The organism is Streptomyces sp. NPDC005181, from assembly GCF_040608395.1.
In the GTDB taxonomy this organism is placed as follows: Bacteria; Actinomycetota; Actinomycetes; order Streptomycetales; family Streptomycetaceae; genus Streptomyces.
Genome location: NZ_JBEXID010000075.1, coordinates 16295 through 32682, shown reverse-complemented (window position 1 = coordinate 32682; position 16388 = coordinate 16295). Strand labels below are relative to the sequence as shown.

12 protein-coding genes are annotated in these 16388 nt (G+C 68.1%); 6 read left to right on the top strand and 6 right to left on the bottom strand.

The window, feature by feature from the left end; genetic code table 11:
- Positions 1-332 precede the first annotated feature (332 nt).
- Together ABZV38_RS31550 and ABZV38_RS31545 are read right to left on the bottom strand one after the other, a co-directional pair.
- On the bottom strand, positions 333-932 hold the full coding sequence (locus ABZV38_RS31550) for a DNA alkylation repair protein (RefSeq protein WP_356331857.1): 600 nt from the start codon (positions 930-932) through the stop codon (positions 333-335).
- A gap of 1327 nt (positions 933-2259) precedes the next feature.
- Complete coding sequence (locus ABZV38_RS31545) at positions 2260-3384, bottom strand: epoxide hydrolase family protein (protein ID WP_356331856.1); 1125 nt, start codon at positions 3382-3384, stop codon at positions 2260-2262.
- Positions 3385-3930: 546 nt separating this feature from the next.
- Between ABZV38_RS31545 and ABZV38_RS31540 the strand changes: the two genes are divergently transcribed.
- Positions 3931-4269: a helix-turn-helix domain-containing protein gene (locus ABZV38_RS31540; RefSeq protein ID WP_356331854.1), complete on the top strand. Its 339-nt coding sequence runs from the start codon at positions 3931-3933 to the stop codon at positions 4267-4269.
- A gap of 192 nt (positions 4270-4461) precedes the next feature.
- On the opposite strand, the gene ABZV38_RS31535 is transcribed toward ABZV38_RS31540, so the two are convergent.
- Complete coding sequence (locus tag ABZV38_RS31535; RefSeq protein ID WP_356331853.1) at positions 4462-5454, bottom strand: alpha/beta hydrolase; 993 nt, start codon at positions 5452-5454, stop codon at positions 4462-4464.
- Positions 5455-5855: 401 nt separating this feature from the next.
- On the opposite strand from ABZV38_RS31535, the gene ABZV38_RS31530 reads away from it, so the two are divergent.
- Positions 5856-6998, top strand: a complete 1143-nt coding sequence (locus ABZV38_RS31530; RefSeq protein ID WP_356331852.1) for an ATP-grasp domain-containing protein — start codon at positions 5856-5858, stop codon at positions 6996-6998.
- A 102-nt stretch (positions 6999-7100) separates the two neighbouring features.
- Here ABZV38_RS31530 and ABZV38_RS31525 read toward each other — a convergent pair whose 3' ends face one another.
- Complete coding sequence (locus ABZV38_RS31525) at positions 7101-9182, bottom strand: PQQ-dependent sugar dehydrogenase (RefSeq protein ID WP_356331851.1); 2082 nt, start codon at positions 9180-9182, stop codon at positions 7101-7103.
- A gap of 98 nt (positions 9183-9280) precedes the next feature.
- Entirely contained in the window at positions 9281-10243 is a 963-nt protein-coding gene (locus ABZV38_RS31520) for a hypothetical protein (protein ID WP_356331850.1), read from the bottom strand.
- A 565-nt stretch (positions 10244-10808) separates the two neighbouring features.
- On the opposite strand from ABZV38_RS31520, the gene ABZV38_RS31515 reads away from it, so the two are divergent.
- The gene (locus tag ABZV38_RS31515; RefSeq protein WP_326625784.1) at positions 10809-11282 is read left to right on the top strand and encodes a hypothetical protein; all 474 of its coding nucleotides are present in this window, start codon (positions 10809-10811) and stop codon (positions 11280-11282) included.
- A 96-nt stretch (positions 11283-11378) separates the two neighbouring features.
- Here ABZV38_RS31515 and ABZV38_RS31510 read toward each other — a convergent pair whose 3' ends face one another.
- Complete coding sequence (locus tag ABZV38_RS31510; protein WP_356331849.1) at positions 11379-13466, bottom strand: hypothetical protein; 2088 nt, start codon at positions 13464-13466, stop codon at positions 11379-11381.
- A 365-nt stretch (positions 13467-13831) separates the two neighbouring features.
- On the opposite strand from ABZV38_RS31510, the gene ABZV38_RS31505 reads away from it, so the two are divergent.
- The 3 genes from ABZV38_RS31505 (at position 13832) to ABZV38_RS31495 (ending at position 15983) form a co-directional block, all read left to right on the top strand.
- Positions 13832-14047 (top strand): hypothetical protein, encoded by a 216-nt coding sequence (locus tag ABZV38_RS31505; protein ID WP_356331848.1) that lies wholly within the window; start codon positions 13832-13834, stop codon positions 14045-14047.
- Between the two features lie 155 nt (positions 14048-14202).
- Positions 14203-14361, top strand: coding sequence for a hypothetical protein (locus ABZV38_RS31500; protein ID WP_356331847.1), 159 nt, complete (start codon positions 14203-14205; stop codon positions 14359-14361).
- A 20-nt stretch (positions 14362-14381) separates the two neighbouring features.
- Positions 14382-15983 carry a recombinase family protein gene (locus ABZV38_RS31495; RefSeq protein ID WP_356331846.1) on the top strand — a complete coding sequence of 534 codons (1602 nt, stop codon included), beginning with the start codon at positions 14382-14384 and terminating at the stop codon, positions 15981-15983.
- The last annotated feature ends 405 nt before the right edge of the window (positions 15984-16388 follow it).

Here is a 16388-nt window from a genome sequence, read left to right as displayed (position 1 = left end):
GACAGGCTCCGCCTCGGAGACCCTAACGATCAGCGCTGTCTCGCCCGCCCCGTACTGCGCCACCTCGTCCGCTGCCATGGCGACATGATGCCAGTCAGTGGACCCCCGCCCACAAGATCACGACCTCTACGAACTTCCGCGGAGCAGCACTAGGAAGCCTCAACCGCGGCAGCATCCTGAGCCGTGCGGTGAAGCTGCCGTGCCTGAGGTCAGCCCGTGGACACAGGGGGTGCCGTAGTCGCGGGTGCAGATCCCGAGGGCAACCTTGCGGAGCTCGAAATGGCCGAGGAACTCCTGCCATTCGTCCGGCACGAGCGTGAGCGCGAACCTTCCTACCTACCGTGCTGTCGGCGCACCATCTCGGTGATCCAGATGGGCGCAAACGGAGACGTGCAGCCCGGGGAAGTCGGGTAGTCCTTGAGCACCGCCAGGCGCTCACCGATGTCGATTGCACGGGTGCGGTGCTCGGCGTGCTCGATCCCGATCTGAGCCAGGCACTGGTTCATCGCCCACTGCAGGCGATCCGGGGCGTCTTTCATCTCCGCCTCGATGACATCGAGCAGTCCCGCGAGGTCGAGGCCCTCGGGCTTCTTCGCCACGCGTTCGGTGGTCAGTGCCCAGCCGGCACTCGCGACCACTGGATCCGGATCGGCGGACCAGGCCAGGCGCAGCTCTTCGGAGTGCGGGTTCTTCTTCACCCCGTAGTTCACGAGCCAGTCGTGCACCTTGGGTGTGCGCGCCTCGCGCAACATGACGTCCAACTCGTCACGCTCGAACGCCTTCGGGCGGCAGATCAGGATCGCCAGCAGTCTCGCCGCGGTGTCATCCGTCTCCCAGAGCCGGCACGCGAGTTCCTGCTGCGTCTTCAGCCGCTTCGCGAGCGCGCGCAGCTTCTCTCCGCCCCCGAAGCGTTTCACGGCCTGCAGCCGGATCCGCTCCCGCGCGGCTCTCCCGGCGTCGGTCAACCCACCACCCTGTGCGCATCTCACAGCCCAGGGCTACTGGAGCCTAGCGCCCACCGTGAGGCGAACGGCTCCGACATCACCCGATCAAGTTCAGTAGCGACGCGCGCCGTGGTCACGGAGCCAGTGGACCTGGTCCAGGACCCACTGACGACGAGCATCGTCTTCGCTTGCCTGGTAACGGCCGCGGTCATCATGGTCCCGGCCCCAGTAGCGATGTCCATCATGGTGGTGGACCCAATAACCACGACCATCATCGTGATGATTGCCCCAACCCTCACCCCAGCGACCGGACCAGCCCTCGTAGTGGGCGTCAGCGGACCAGTGAGAAACGACGGCGGGCCGGTCGCCAGTCGTGGGGGGCACCGCCGAGGCGGAACCGCCAGTGGCGAGGAGTCCTGCCGCCGCGACCGCTGCAGAGGCCACTGCGACGGCAGCCCGACGCGCAAACGTGTATCCCATGATCTCTCCTCCTTGCTTGCCCCGTGACCTGCACGATGAGAGCCGCGGGCTGCCTTTGATCAGGCACTTGCGACACTACGCCGGGATAGTTGAATGAAAAACTATTTTGGCTGTGAGGAGGGCCACGGTCCGGAAAAGTAGTTGCGTCGGAATATTTCAACAGCTCGCATGCTTGCGCTGGCGGACCTCGGCTCCCCAGGGAGGCGGTGAGTGCTTGGGCGAGAGCGACCCCTGGGGAACGCGGGCGTCGTGGTCGTTCCCGCGGAGGCTGGTGTCGAGCAGTGCGCCGCGGCCGGAGCCAGCTCTCCACGGGAGGTCCGGTGGCTCCTACATCAAGGCCCCGGGCGCGTGTGGTACTCGAGAGCTTGGGAATGTTCCGGCACTCCCGAGTACTACTGCGTCTGCGCCGCGGCCGGAGCCAGTGCACTGTCCCCAAGGATTCCGGTCGCATCGGCGCGAACATTGCGCCGACCACGGCCGCTACCGCGGACGTCTTCTGCGGGTCTTTCTACATGTCCGCCGTGGTCACCGCCCGATGCCGCCCCGCCTCGAAGGCGTACCGCGAGCGCAAACGAGCCGAAGGCAAGAGTCACAGGCAGGCCGTCATCGCCCTCGCCGCCGCCGCTTGATCACCGTGCCGTCGAGCCCCATCGCGCTGGGCTGATCCACTTGCAGCGAGTCACCGGCCGGGCTTGACAACTCCATTGGGAATCGCTGCAGGCCCTGCCAAGGCGTGCCCGGAACCGAACCGTGGAATAGCTCGGATAGACGAGCGAATACCGCCCGCCGGTCCGCACCCACCGACCCACGGCTGGATCGAAATCCGACCAGAAGGTCACTTCCCGACCGACGTCTGCGCATCGGGGCGTAGTGACCTGAATGCGGACCTTAGTTCGTTGGCGAAGATATCCGGCACTTCCCACGCGGCGAAGTGACCACCGTTGTGAACCTTGTTGAAGTAGATGAGCTTGTGGTAGCTACGCTTCGTCCAACTCAGCGGCGCCTGGTAAATCTCGCCAGGAAATACTGTGACAGCGGCCGGGATGGAAACCGAAACGGCATTGAAATTGTTGGCGTTGTTCTCCCAGTAGAGGCGGGCGGAAGAAATCGCGGTGTTTGTGACCCAGTAGAGCGTGATGTCGTCGAGCATCTCGTCTTTGGTGAGCACTCGCTCGGGATGGCCGTTGCTGTACGTCCATGCGGCGAACTTGTCGTACATCCAGGCGGCCAGTCCAACGGGCGAGTCCGACAACCCGTATCCCACAGTCTGGGGACGGGTAACCATCATGGCGGAGTATCCCGAGCCCGTCTTATAAAAAGCGGCGAGTTTATTGTAGGCCCCCTTCTCCTCGACGGACAGGCCAGCCGGGGCCGGGTCGCCGCAGTTGAGTTTCTTCGCGATGTCCGCAGGCACGGTGGCCGGAAAATTGACGTGGATGCCGAGCAAGCCCGCAGGTTGCTGTATCGCCATCTTGTCCGAGATTACCGCCCCCCAGTCGCCACCCTGGGAAACATAATGCTTGTATCCCAGACGCTCCATCAGTACGGCCCAGGCGCGCGCAATGCGGTCGGGACCCCATCCGGTACTCGGCGGCCTTTGCGAAAAACCGTAACCCGGCATCGACGGTATGACGAGATGAAAGGCATCGTCCGCACGTCCACCATGGGCGGTAGGGTTCGTGAGCGGGTCGATCACCTTGAGGAATTCCAGAATGGATCCCGGCCAGCCGTGAGTCAAGATCATCGGCAGTGCGTTCGAATGACGGGAGCGGACGTGAATGAAATGAATATCAAGCCCGTCGATCTTGGTCAGAAACTGCGGCAAGGAATTCAGCCTTGCCTCGATCCTCCGCCAACCGTAGGCCGTACCCCAGTAGCGTGCGAGTTCTTTGATGGTCGCCAACTGGACGCCCTGTGACTGATCCCGGACAGTCTCTCGGTCGGGCCACCGCGTCGAAATGATCCGCCGACGAAGATCACGCGGAATGGCCGGATACTCTCGCTTCCGTTCACGCCGACCGACCTCTCGGACAGCAGGCCGAAAGCCCCCGTGGTTGCCGCGGTCGTCGCAGCGGCCGAGGCGAAAAGCAACTTTCGTCGCGAGAGCCATTGGGACGTCTCGGGCATGAATATCTCCTTGGGCCATTTCCGCATTTTCGGGCGACCAGATTTCTCGTCGTCGGCAGTCGAAACCGACACGGAACCCCCTGCGACCCGGGAACTATTCAACCCAGATTCGAGTCGGAAACAGGCGGCATTGAGACGTTAATGTTCACATTCTGGACATTACGACCGAATGTCACGTTATTCACCTTCATGTGAACTCGCAACTCGGAGCCGGACAGAGCGGCCTGGCAGTCGCGGGCGAACTGTGGACCGACTCGCCGTTAGTCTCCATCACCCGCCACGGCACGCCGATCGCACCGGCCGGCACTCACGCGATCGGCGCCGCATGGGCGGCGAACGCCGCATCACCCGCGGCCGATTCGCCCGCTACTGCACTTGAATGCGTGAGGTCGGGCTGTTCGCCGGACAGCACACAGGTGGCTTCGGTACTCCAGGTGCGGTGAGATATCCGCAGGGAGGCGGCTTGATCGACACCGAGAGGGCCGCACGGGAGCGGGTCCGGCTCCAGGCCGCGGCTTGCTCCGAGACCGGGGAGAACAACCGGGAGATCGCTGCCGCGTTGCGGGTCTCGGAGCGGTCGGTGGAACGCCGGCGGCGCCAGTGGCGCGAGAACGGCCACGCCGGGGTGGCCTCGAAGGGGTCGCCTGGTCGGCCGTGGTTGTCTGATGGGGTCTTCGTGGAGAGCTACACCCCCTGTCCAGCTCGGACAACTCGCTGACGGCTTAAGGAATTTGGTGCCACGCGCCTTCCCGGAGGGTACGAGAGCGGGGCGCCGCCCGCGTTCCGGCACTCCCGGATGATGCGGCCGCTCACCGCCCGCAAGGCTTCCGGCTCCTGCCCAACGACCTCTGGGGGCGCCCCAAGAGCGGCAGGGCCTGCTCCGAGCCCCGGCACTCGGAGCCCGCCACCCTCACGTAGCGCTGCGCTCACTCGCCTCGCGCAGATCGCGCTCCACGGCCCGGTGGTACGCGGTGTCCGGCTCCCCCGCCGCGCTGCCGAGCCGTCCGACGCGCAGCAGCTCCCGCCATCGTTCCTGGCTCCAGTCGGCCGGGGCCGTGGTGCGCACGAAGTCCTCGACCAGGGCGCGGAAGCGTGCGGGGTCGCTGTGGAAGGGGAAGTGGCCTGCACCATGGAAGATCTCCAGGCGGCTGCCGGGCATCGCCGCGTGCGCGCGGTAGGCGTGCCGGACCGGCACCACGCTGTCCCGCGATCCCCACAGCAGCAGCGTGGGCATGCCCTCCGCCAGGTAGCAGCGGTCGAGCATGGTCACCACCTGGCCCTGCCAGTCGACCACCGACCGCAGGGTGCTGATGAACGCGCTGCGCGACGTGGCGTCGGGGAGCGCGTCCACCACGTTGAGCAGCTCTGCGGCATCCTGGCCCAGGTCGGTGTCGAGAAGCTTGATCAGTCGGGTGAAGAGGTCGACCTGGCTGCGCATGCCGGGCAGTCTCAGCGAGGACAGCATGAGGTCTGCGCCCGGCAGCGACACCGCCCGCAGGACAGGGTTGACCTCGCGCCCCACACCGCCCGTGCTCACCAGGATCAGGCGGTCGGTCCGCTCGGGGAACTGGTACGCGAACTGCATGGCCACGCCACCGCCAAGCGAGTGACCGACCAGGGTGGCACGCTCGATGTCCAGCACCCCCAGCAGGTCACGGATGCCGTTCGCGTATGCCGCCACCGAGTAGTCGGCCCGCGGCTTGTCGGAGGCCCCGTGGCCCAGGAGGTCGGGGGCGATGACGGTGTAGCTGCGCGCCAGGTCGGGGATCAGATCCGCCCAGGTCGCGGAGGAGTCGCCGATGCCGTGGATGAGCAGGATCACGGGACCGTCTCCGGCGATCCGGTACGCGCGGCGGTAGCCGTGCACCACGTGGTGGCGCAGCGGTACGTCCTGCCCGGACACCGAGCGCAGGCGGCCCGCTCGGGGCGGGCTCGGTTCAGGTTCTGGGGCGCCGACCACAGGCTCGTCTCCCGTCTGCTTCTCCCCCGCTTCCTCGCTTCCTCCTCGAGCGTAGGGCCATCGGCGCACAGGGGATTTTCGGGATGTTTCAGGCAGTGCGCGTCTGCTCGGCGAATTCGACCGGGCGGAAAGTGGAAGGACACCCGTCGAATCGGCATGCAACCACGTACCCGCGAATTCCGTAACACGGACGTAGCAGTCAGGTGGCTCTGCGCGCCCTATGATCACCCCCAGCACACCCGCCGCCGGCTTCCCTTCACCTGCCGCGGTTTTGTGCCTCTCCCTCTCCCTGACCGGGCACGGCCGTGTGCCGTCATGCCCGCGAACCCTGGAAGGCGGCCTGAATGGCTTCTCCCGTACGCGTCTGGCTCAACCGCACGTACGCGGAGAACGTATTCTTCATGGATCAGCTGCGGGACAATCCCCAGCGGCGTCCCGTGGAGATCCATGCCACGCACGGCGACCCCGACTCCCCCGTCCTCGCCGCCGCCGACACCGCGGCGCTCGAACCGGAGGGCCTGTCCCTGGCCGCGTACCTCGAATACGCGCTGGCGCAGTGCGCCCGGCGCGCCATCGACGTGTTCGTCCCGGTCCTCCACCAGGCGACCGTGGCCGCGCACCGCGAGGAGTTCGCCGCGCTCGGGACCGCCCTGCTCACGCCGCCCGCCGAGGCCGTCACCACGTTCCAGGACAAGGCGCGTGCGTACGAGAAGGTGCAGGAGATCGGTGTCGCGGTGCCGCCGTGGTGGCGGGTGCGCACCGAGGAACAACTCCTCACCGCTGTCGACGCGTTGGAGGAGGCAGGCCACAAGGCATGCTTCAAACCGGCTGCCGGAGCGGGCGGTGTCGGCTTCCGCATCATCACGCGGACCCCGTTCTCGCTGCTCCACCTCGGCGGCTTCCCGAGCCCGTACGTCCCCCTGCAGCTGATCGTCGACGCCCTGCGCCGCACCGAACGCCGCGTCGACTGGCTCGTCATGCCGCGCCTGGACGAGCCGGAGGTGTCCGTGGACTGCCTCACCGGCCCCGACGGACGGGTCAGGATGGCCGTGGGGCGCACGAAGAACGGACGCCGCCGCGGCTTCACGCTCGACCCTTCATGGACCGGACCGGCCCGCCGCATCGCGGAGACGTTCGGACTGCATCACCTGACGAACATTCAGTTCCGGCTGTTCGACGGCGAACCGGTCCTGCTCGACGTCAACACCCGCCCCGCGGGTGGCCTCCACCAGCTCTCGCAGTGCGGGCTGAACGCCCCCTGGGCCGCCGTGCAGCTCGCCCTCGGCGAGGAACCTGGCGCCCTCGAGCCGCGGTTCCTCGGTCCGGACTACGCGGTCGTGGCGGGACCGCGTCCGCTCCAGCCGATAGCACTGCCGCAGCAGCGGACCGACTCCCTGGTGCTGCAGCCCACGCCCTCGCCGGCGACTTCGCCCGCCCCCGCGCCCTCCGAGCCCGAGCATGCCGACGCGGCGTTGCCGATCAGCTGAAGGCCGCTTGACCAGTGAGTCCTACCCGCGTGTGCGCGTCGAGCCTCGGTCCTTCGTGACGGTGCGGGAGCGGGCCGACGGTCTCGGCCCGCTCCCGCGAGGTCAGTCGCCGGCCCGAGTGCCCTTCACCTCCAGGTGACGGACGCGGCCCGCGTTGTCGAAGGATCCGAAGCCGACCCGGCCCGAGGCGAAGACCGGGTCGGTGGCCGTGATCAGCGGGTTGCGGCTGTCGTCCAAGTAGACGGCGGTCTCACCGGTGTCGGCGCAGTGGGTGAGGCGCACTTTGTGCCATCCGTCGTCCCTGATCGCCGGAGGTGCGCCGAAGGTTCCGTTCCACTGGTCGTCGATGCGCAGCCGGTCGGCGTCGTTGACTGTGAACATGCCGTTGTGCGGGTAGATGGTGTTGTCGCTCGACAAGTGCGTGTACTGGAACCGGGTGTCGGACTGATAGTCCCAGATGAGAATGACGTCACGGTTGGTGATCTCGACGGGGGTGTCGATCCGTACCTCCGCCTCGATGGTGACGGAGGAGTAGCGCGGGCCCGCGGTCAGGACGGCGTACTCGAAGGGGCGGCGCGGTCCCGGGCGGGCGACGCCCGGCTCGGTCATGATCGTCTCCCGTGTGGTGTACGCCCACTTGGCCGGGGTGACCGGCGCCCAGTTGTCGGGCCCGGTGGTGTGGGTGGTGGGGGTGTTGCCGATCTCGCAGTCGGCGAAGGTGCGGGTCCCGGTCACCTTCCAGACCTTGCCGTTGGCCTTCGAGACGATGTACAGCCCGCCGCTGCGGTCGGAGCCGAAGCGTAGGTCGACACGTTGGTCACCGGCGAGGTCGCGCATGGTGACCGTCTTCCCGGTGGACTTGTCGAAGAGCATCAGCTGCTCGAGCGGCGCGAGGTCGCCGCCGCGGTGCATGTCGCGGGTGTCCGCGGCCAGGATCCGGCCGTCCACGAGGTCGCCGAAGATGTACTTTCCGCGCAGCGCCGGCGCGTCCTTGCCGCGGTAGACGGAGCCTCCGGCGATGGCGCGGCCCACATCGGACCGGCAGTTCCAGTCGGGTCCCGGGTCGTGGTCGTAGGCGGCGACCGGATAGGTGTAGCCGTACTGCTGGGCGTCGTCGGCGGGCAGGGGAAGGATGCGGGCGCACGGGTCGGTGGTCTTCTTGTCGAATGCGAAGGGTCCCTCGCGCTCGCTCCAGCCGAAGTTGTCACCGGCCTTGACCTCGTACACCGACTCGATGGCGTGCTCGCCTATGTGGCCGAGATACATACGGTGTTTGCCGCCCGCGTCCCAGCTGAAGCGGTGCGGGTCCCGCATGCCTAGGGCGTAGATCTCCCCGAGGGAACCGGGCTCGCCGACGAACGGGTTGGACGTGGGGATGCCGTACCGGCCGTTGGCGCTGTCTCGGCCCGCGGGGTCGATCCGCAGAAGTTTGCCGTGCGGGAGCGTCAGGTTCTGCGGCTCGCTGTTGCCGACGCCCTGCCCTCCGTCACCCACCGCGAGGTAGAGCAAGCCGTAGTCCTCGTCGTGAGGCTTGGCCGTCGGGTTGAAGTCGATCTGCTGAATGCCGTGGACCTGGCCGGTGAAGGCGATACGCAGCACCTCGCGGTGGGTGCCGTGGAAGACGTCCGCGGAGGGGTCGTCGGCGGTCCACTCAGTGATGACGCCGTGATAGGTGAGGGTGCCGGCCTGCTGGAAATCGGGGGTCTCGGTGGCCTGCGAGGCGAGCTCGGTGTGGATGGTGTAGAAACGCCCGTTCGCTCCGAACTCCGTGTGGAATGCGGCGTACCCGAAGCCCTGGCCGAGACCGCGGCCCGAGAAGAAGTGCGGGAATGCCGCCTTGACGTCCAGGTAGGGGTGCGGGGTGCCCCCGGATGCGCGCGTCGCGGTGCCGGGGTCGGTGAGGTACAGGGTGCCGTTGAGGTCGGGGGTCGCCATCCGGCCGGAGTCGTCGGGGAGTTCATTGATGGTGTTGATCCGCGCGTGGCGCTTCAGGCGCGGATCCGTCGGCGCCGGGACCGGTTCCGACTTGGGGAACTGTGCGAACTCCTGCAGGACGAGACCCGTCCTGGACTGGACGGGCTTCTGCGGAATGGGGTCGGTCAGGGCGGCTGTCGCCGCGGCGGGCTCGTCGGCATGGGATGGCGCAGCGAGACCGCCCAGGGCGAGGGCTGCGCTGACGGCCACGGCCGCCCAGTTCCTTCGATACGTACGTCGTGACGCCATGCGGGTCCCTTCGGGCTGGCGCGACAAGTAGGGAAAGGACGATCCAGGGACGAGAACGGTCAGCGGCCCCGCGTCATGCGCCGGTACTCGGCCGCCACCGCTCCGGCCGGCACCGGACGGTTCAGGAACAGGAGGTCGTCCATGCGGCAGTCGCAGGCGTTGTTCTCTCTGGTGTTCTGGGGGAAGCTGCCACCGATCTTGATGCCGCGGGGATCGGTGGTCGAGGCACGGTGGGGCGCCGGCGTGGTGGTGAGTTCCCAGGGGTCGCCCGGCGTGACGTAGAAGCCGTCCAGGGGCTTGCCGTCGCGGTAGAGGGCGAGGGTGCCGTCGCGGAAGTCGAACGTCGCAGCCAGGTGGACCCACTCACCGCGGGGCAGCAGTTCTTCCCAGGGGGCATCGGCAGCGAAAGTCTGGGAGGCGCCGCTGTCCAGGCGTCTGCCCAGCGCGACGAGTTTCAACTCACCGTTGACCTGGATGAGTTCGAGCAGTGCACGCACCGCGTGACCGTCCGAGGTTCCGGACAGTACGCCGGCCAGCCCGATCGCGTTGTAGCGGTCGCTCGGGTTGGCGGTGTTGGAGTTGAGGGCGGGGTTGTCGCCCGTCATCTTGAACCAGCCCATGACGGTGGCACCCCGGGCGCTGCGAAAGGCGTCGAGGGACGACATGCCCTCGGCGTCCCAGGTCCCGGCCTTCCAGTCGTCGTTGCCCGCGGTGGCCGGGTTCTGCTGGCGCACCTGCAGGGCGGGTGAAGCACCCGGATACGCCTCGTCGGCCACGCGCATCGCGGAACCGCCGTTGATCAGGCTGAGCGCGGTGCCGGAACGCCCGATGTCCTGCTCGCGACCGGGGTCGGCGGGGTCCGGGTGCCCGAAGTCGTACGCCGCCACGGCCTGGGCTCGCAGCGGAGTGTGGGCGGTCGAGGGGCGGGCCGCCTGGGCCGGAAACGTGGCGGCGGCAAGCGAGGCCGTCGCGGCGAGCGCGGCGACGGCGAGTGAGTAGCGTCTGGTGCGGGGCGGTGTCATGCAGCCTCCCAGCGGCAGCGAAGGGGCAGTCGACCGGGGTCTCCCGGAAGACAGAAAGCGCTTTCGTCCGCGTGCAGGGACCATGTAACCCCTTCGCCGCGACCCTGACAATGGGCGTGTACTCGCCAATTTCCTGGGCGCCCTTCGGCGGCGGCCCGGACCGCCTTGCGGACAAGGACGCAGATCGCGAGCGGCCCTTCGGGGCTCGGACGCCACCGGCTCGCGGCGGCCTACGAGCACCTCGCTCCGAGTCCGGGCGCAATCGCGCCCGCAGAGCCCGGGCGGGCTACGCGGTCGCCGCGCGTCCGCGCACGCTGCGCCCGGTGGCACCGCCGCAGCAGCGGACGGACTCCCCTCCGTCGCTACGGCAGCGACCGCCGCTGCTCTCCCGCTGAAGTCCCCCTGCGGCAACTCGGCGGGGATACCCAGGGGCTTCCCCCAGGGGACAACTGGGGGTTACCCCCCAGCAAAGTCGGGGATCAGCCCGGTCGCTCGGACGACGCCCGGTCCGTAGGTTCCGGGGTGGAATCGAAACACCGTTCCGCCCAGCCTACGGAGGCCCCTCGTGACCGCCCCTTCGCGTCCGCGGACGCGCACTCCTCATCCGCTCGTCGCGGCCTTCGTGCGGTTCGTCGTGTGTGGTGGCGGTGTCGGGCTGGCGTCCAGCGGGGTACTCGTACTACTCAACGACCGGATCCCGATGGCCGTCGCCAACGCGCTGGTCACCGTCGTCTCCACGGTCATCGCCACCGAATTGCACGGGCGGGTCTCCTTCCGGAGCGGGCGGAAGGGGTGGGGGGTTCACCTTCAGTCCGGGGTGACCGTCGCCGTGAGCTACGCGTTCACGACAGGGGCGCTGTTCTGCCTGTACGCCGTCCGGTCCGAGCCCTCGGCCCTGGTCGAGCAGACGGTCTATCTGTCGGCGTCCGCTCTGGCGGGGATCGGACGGTTCGCACTACTGCGGGTTGTCGTCTTCGCCGACCGGGCCCCCGCGCCCGACGCCTCGCTCAGCAAGGCCGCGGTGGCGATGGCTGCGTGAGGTCTCCGCCTTTCCGGGAATCGTGGAGTGCGTCGCCGTGTAATTGGCTCCCGGCCCGCGGCCTTCGCTGCTTCCTCGGCCTCGTTCCCGTCGGCGTCAGTGCCGCCGCCTGCCGCCCCTGCCCCTGCCGCTTGCGCCCGGTCGGCGCCGCTGATGGCTGCGGCCGAGATGCGCGGCCGGCCGCCGACGGGCCTGCTCGGCGACCGTCCTCAGATCCGCCAGACCCGCCTGGTCGGGGTGACCGGATGCGAGAGCGGCCTCAAGAGCCTTATGGGCAGAGAGTTCCTGGCCTCCCAGAATTTCGAGCAAGCCTTCGGGGCCCGCTGTCTCCAGGAGCTGGAGCAGACTCTCGGCGACCATGACGAGGCTCTCGGGCTCGTTGAGATCCTCGGCACCGAGGACCTCCCGGCGCACCAGGACACTCAGGGCAGTGGGGCCGAGGAGCGGGTCGCCGCGCAGGCCGCGCAGCAGAGCCTCGCCGGCCGGGTACGCATCGACGAGTGCGTCCAGCATGGCTTCGGCGCGGGTACGGAACGGGGTCGCGCGTACCGCGTCGGTCAGCTTCTCCAGCGCCTCGGCAGGGCTCTCCTGGGCGGCGACCCAGGCAGCGAGTTCGGTGCGGGCGGCGTCCGGGTCGTAGTGCTCGGCAATGACACCGAGGAGCCCGGCGGCGGGGGCGTGGGCGAGTTCACCGACACGCGGGGCATCACGCCCCTCGGCGAGCAGCCGACGGCGTACGGAGTCGTGGCCAAGGGCGGTGAGACGGATCAACTCGACGGGTCCGTCGGTCAGTTCCGCCCGCTGCTCCTTGCTCCGCTTTTCGGCATCCTCGCTCTCCCCGTGTCCACCGGCAACAACGCCGAAGAGCTCGGCGAGCTCCGGCGGCATCCCGGCGGGCGGCAGCACGGACTCCTCGAGCGGTATGTCGAGGAAGACCGGGTCGGCCATGCCCTCGTGCCGCTTGATCGCGCCCAGGTCCTCCAGCACGTCCAATGCGGTGCGCAGATCACGGTCCGCGTGTCCGAGTTCCATCTGCCAGGCGTAGTGCCCGGTCAGTTCGTACTCGGCGCGGTAGCGCAGGTGCAGCGAGTCGCGCAGCCGGGGCCAGGGCATGGCGTGCGGCAGGCTGTAGAGGGTGTTGAGAACATCCGGCACGGTGTCCTCGAAACTGACGAAGAGCATCGACCCGACGTGTCGGCCGCCGCGGGCGCCCAGGAGTGGCATGCGCAGCTCGGAAAAGGTCTCGAAGGCGTGCCGCCACAGCGCGAGCGGGTCCTTGAGCAGGGGCTGCGCCTTGGCGACCGCGTACAGCCGCCCCTTGACCACCCGTACCAGCCGGGCCCTCTTCGCCCACTCGACCGCAAGCCCCAGCCGCGGCAGCTGCGTGGAGGAGCGCACCTTGTCCACCGCGTCGCCTGTCCCCAGCTCGGCGACGAGGGCTCGCGCGTCCGCCATTCGCAGGTGGCCCGTAGCGGTGAGCGCGCGCCCCTCAGGGCCCGCCCAGTCGGCGATCCCTCGCAGCCACCGCAACGCGCGGGACGTCTCGGCGCGTGCACGCAGCTCCTTCTCCGCGGGCAGCAGGACCGGCAGCTGCGGTTCGGCGCGTGTCACCGCTGCCGGGCCGCGCGTCAGGTGGTTGCGCAACACCTCGTCCAGTACGTCCTGGTCGTACGGCACCTCACCTTGCTGAGCCTGCTCCACGAAGCTTTCAAGCGCCGCCGGATCCTGGACATCGACCCCCTGCTCGGCTGCGGTGACCGCCCAGAACTTCGCCATTCCCCAGCGGCCGCGGTCAGCCATGGCGGGGGCGTACCGCGGTGAGATGGTCTCGATCGCAGCAAGGTTGTCGGCCGATGATGCCCCGCGCGGGTCGCTGAGGCCCATCGCATCGAGGTAGCGCAGCAGGGCTGCGAGCGTGCCGGGCGCATCCGCCAGCTCTTCGCCGGGCAGCACGGTGGCCGTGCGCGGCAGCCAGTCCAGCAGATACTCCTCGATGTGCCGGGGCTCCCACAGCCCCAGCCGCCCGTCGCAGGTACCTCGGTGGCGATAATCGAGCGCCGTCTCGACGACGAACGGGTCCACGCTCTCGCCCCGCTCGCGGGCCCACTGAACCGTCCGACGGATCAGCAGCGAACACGCTGCCTCGAATTCCTCGGTCTCCTCGGACGCGAAGAACATCCTCATCACACCGGCCCTGCCTGTCCTGTCGTACGGCCGCCGTGCCACAGCATGCCAGCTGTCCCGGTCCCCAGGGAGATCGCGGTTCCGCGGGACCAGGCGGTCACTATTGAACCGTAACCGGTCCGCCGGCAGCCGCAGATGCTGACGGGAGGGACGAGATGATTCTGCACTGTTGGCAGCGGTTCCCCGTTGAGTTCAGGGCGCTGTGAAAAGTGCGGGAAGCGGGAGCGAGGGCCTGGCCCCAGCTGAGAATGCGGCGCCGGGCGATAGCGCACCACGGGTCGCAGCGACCGGTGGGTCCCTGCGACCGGACCGGCGTCGGGCGGCGCGGTCCCTGCGACCGGACCGGCGGCGAGCGCATGCTCGCCTTGTCCATTCCACTCTTCGCCGTCGCCTCCTCGCACTGTGCGACGACAGCCCGGCGCACTGTGCGCCGCGCCGGGGCTGCGGATGCCACGTCGCGGAGCGACCATCTGCGGCCTCGACCCTCGGCCCGCACGGTGCCCGGGTCGTACGCGGACCAACTGGTCGGTGAAGGTGTCACCGAAGACGCCCTGCGGGTCGGCGCGTTGACCGCCCGCTGACCGGAATCGGCTGCGACGCGCCCGCCGGATCCCCCACACCATTGGTACGCCGATGGAGAGACTCCCGACACCGGGTGTCTACCCATGGATAACTCCCGCTGATTTGACGTGGGTTGCTCGTTCCACCCCCCCCATCAGCAGAAGCAGGAGACCCCGTGCCGCTCACCGCACCCCGTCGCACCTCCGGCGTGACTCTGTCCGCCGCGCTCGCCGCCGTCACGCTGGCCGCACATGCTCCTCAGGCGGCAGCCGCCGACATCCCGTCGCTGAGGATTCTCACCTACAACACATTCCTGATCGGTACTATGGCCTAACTGTACTGACGAGGGGCGGGATGAGCCACGCTGAGGAACGTCCATATGACGGGTGCGGGAAGTGCTTCGTAGCCGTACGTCGGCTGTCGCGGAAGTCCGATGCGACGTGGTCACCCGCACGTCAACGAGACAATGTGCTGTCGGCCGTGGCCAGCGTAGGCGGGCACGTCATCGCGTGGGCTGACGACTGGGAAGTCTCCGGCGCCACAAATCCCTTGTCCCGTCCGCAATTGGGTCCATGGCTGCGTAACGAGCGTGGCCCCTATGACGGTGTGGCCGGCGCAGCCGTTGACCGCATCGGGCGGAGCCTAGTCGACTGCCTGAACACCGGGTTCAGGTTGCGCGACGAAGGCAAGCTACTCGTAACGTACGGCCACGTCGGGCCGTGGGACCTGTCTGACCCCTTCGACGAGGATCGCTTCATCATGGAGGCGTGGGGCGCACAGCGTGAACTACGGGCAACGCAAGGGCGCAACCGGGACGAGACGACGAAGGCCCGGAACCAAGGGCGTAAGCGGGGAAAGCACGCATACGGATACCGGTACGTCCGCCTCCACCCGAAGGCAGGCATTGACCATGTAGGCCTGGACCGGGGTGAGGAGATGCCGCCCGACGTACGCGAGCGGGAGAACGCGTGCGAGATCCTGCGCGACGTCGCGCGCCGCATCCTGTCGGACGAGACCGATGAAATTACGGAGTACAGCGAGGCAGCCAGGCTCACACGGGCGGGCGTCTATTCGCCTGCGGATCACGAGCGCGTCATGAGCGGCAGGGAGCCGCGGGGCGGTCCGTGGGACGGTGCTGCACTGACGAAGATGCTCGTGTCGGAAGCGGCTCTCGGCTATCTCATGCATCTGGGGCGCCCCGTCATCGACGACAAAGGGCTCCCTGTCCGTGTAGCTCCTGGCTTGTGGAGCCGCGCAACCCATGACGCCCTCGTGGCGAAGCTAGGGCCGAAGGTGCCACGGCAGAAGCGGGCGCAGTCGGGCACTCACTTGCTCTCGTCCGTCGCCCTGTGCGGCGTCTGCGGATTCCGGCTGTACCGCAGTGGCCTCCCCGTCGCAATGACGTGCAAGTCGCGCGCCAAGGGACTGTCCGACTGCCGGCCGTCGCCCACGATCCACATCGACATCCTGGAGTCCAGCCTCACCAATTGGTTCCTGGAGACCTTCGGCGATCACATGTTCATGGAGACGGTCTACGACCCCGGCAACGGTGCGGAAGAGGCCCTGGACGAGTTGCTGACGGCGCGCAATCGCCTCCGCGACGACCGCGCAGCAGGGCTGTACGAGGACGAAGACGACGCCGAGTGGTACCGAACGCGATACAGCGAACTGTCGGCCGACATTAAGCGTCTGCGTGCAACACCGATTCGACCGGCAGGGATGGTCACCCGTCCGACAGGCAAGAGTGTTGAATCGGAATGGGCTGCCGCAGCTGATGACGGCGCCAGGCGGCAGCTTCTCCATACGTTCGGCGTCACGGTGAAGGTGTGGCCCGACGGTCATGCGCACCGGTGGCAACCTTTGGTGGGCGACGTCGACCCTGACGCCGAAGGAGTGGGCGCCTTCCCGCTCCCGCGCAGGAGTCCAACCGTCAAGGAGCCTGCGCGCGCCAAATGAGCAGTCGACGAAGAGCCCCCGCCAGATGGCGGGGGCTTCGGCATGCCCGTCCTACTCGACAGGCGGCTTGCTCCACGGGCCAGCCTGCGGACGTTCTGGGAGCGTCGCGCCTGGCCGCGAACACACCACGGATTTCCTCACCAACCCTGACAAGCTGTTCAACTCCGCAATGGGTTGGGCGCGCGAGCAGATGAGGAAGTTCGCCTCCTCCGACTGGGGCAAGCTGACGACGGAAATCCCCATCGGGATGTTGAAGAGCCTGAAGAACTCCATTTTCGGCGGTGACGGTAGCGGTACGTCCGCATCCGGCGGCGTGGGACGAGCCTTGATGTGGGCTCGCTCGCAGGCCGGCAAGCCGTACCAGTGGGCGGCGCTGGGAATCCGTCCTTCGACTGCTCCGGCTTC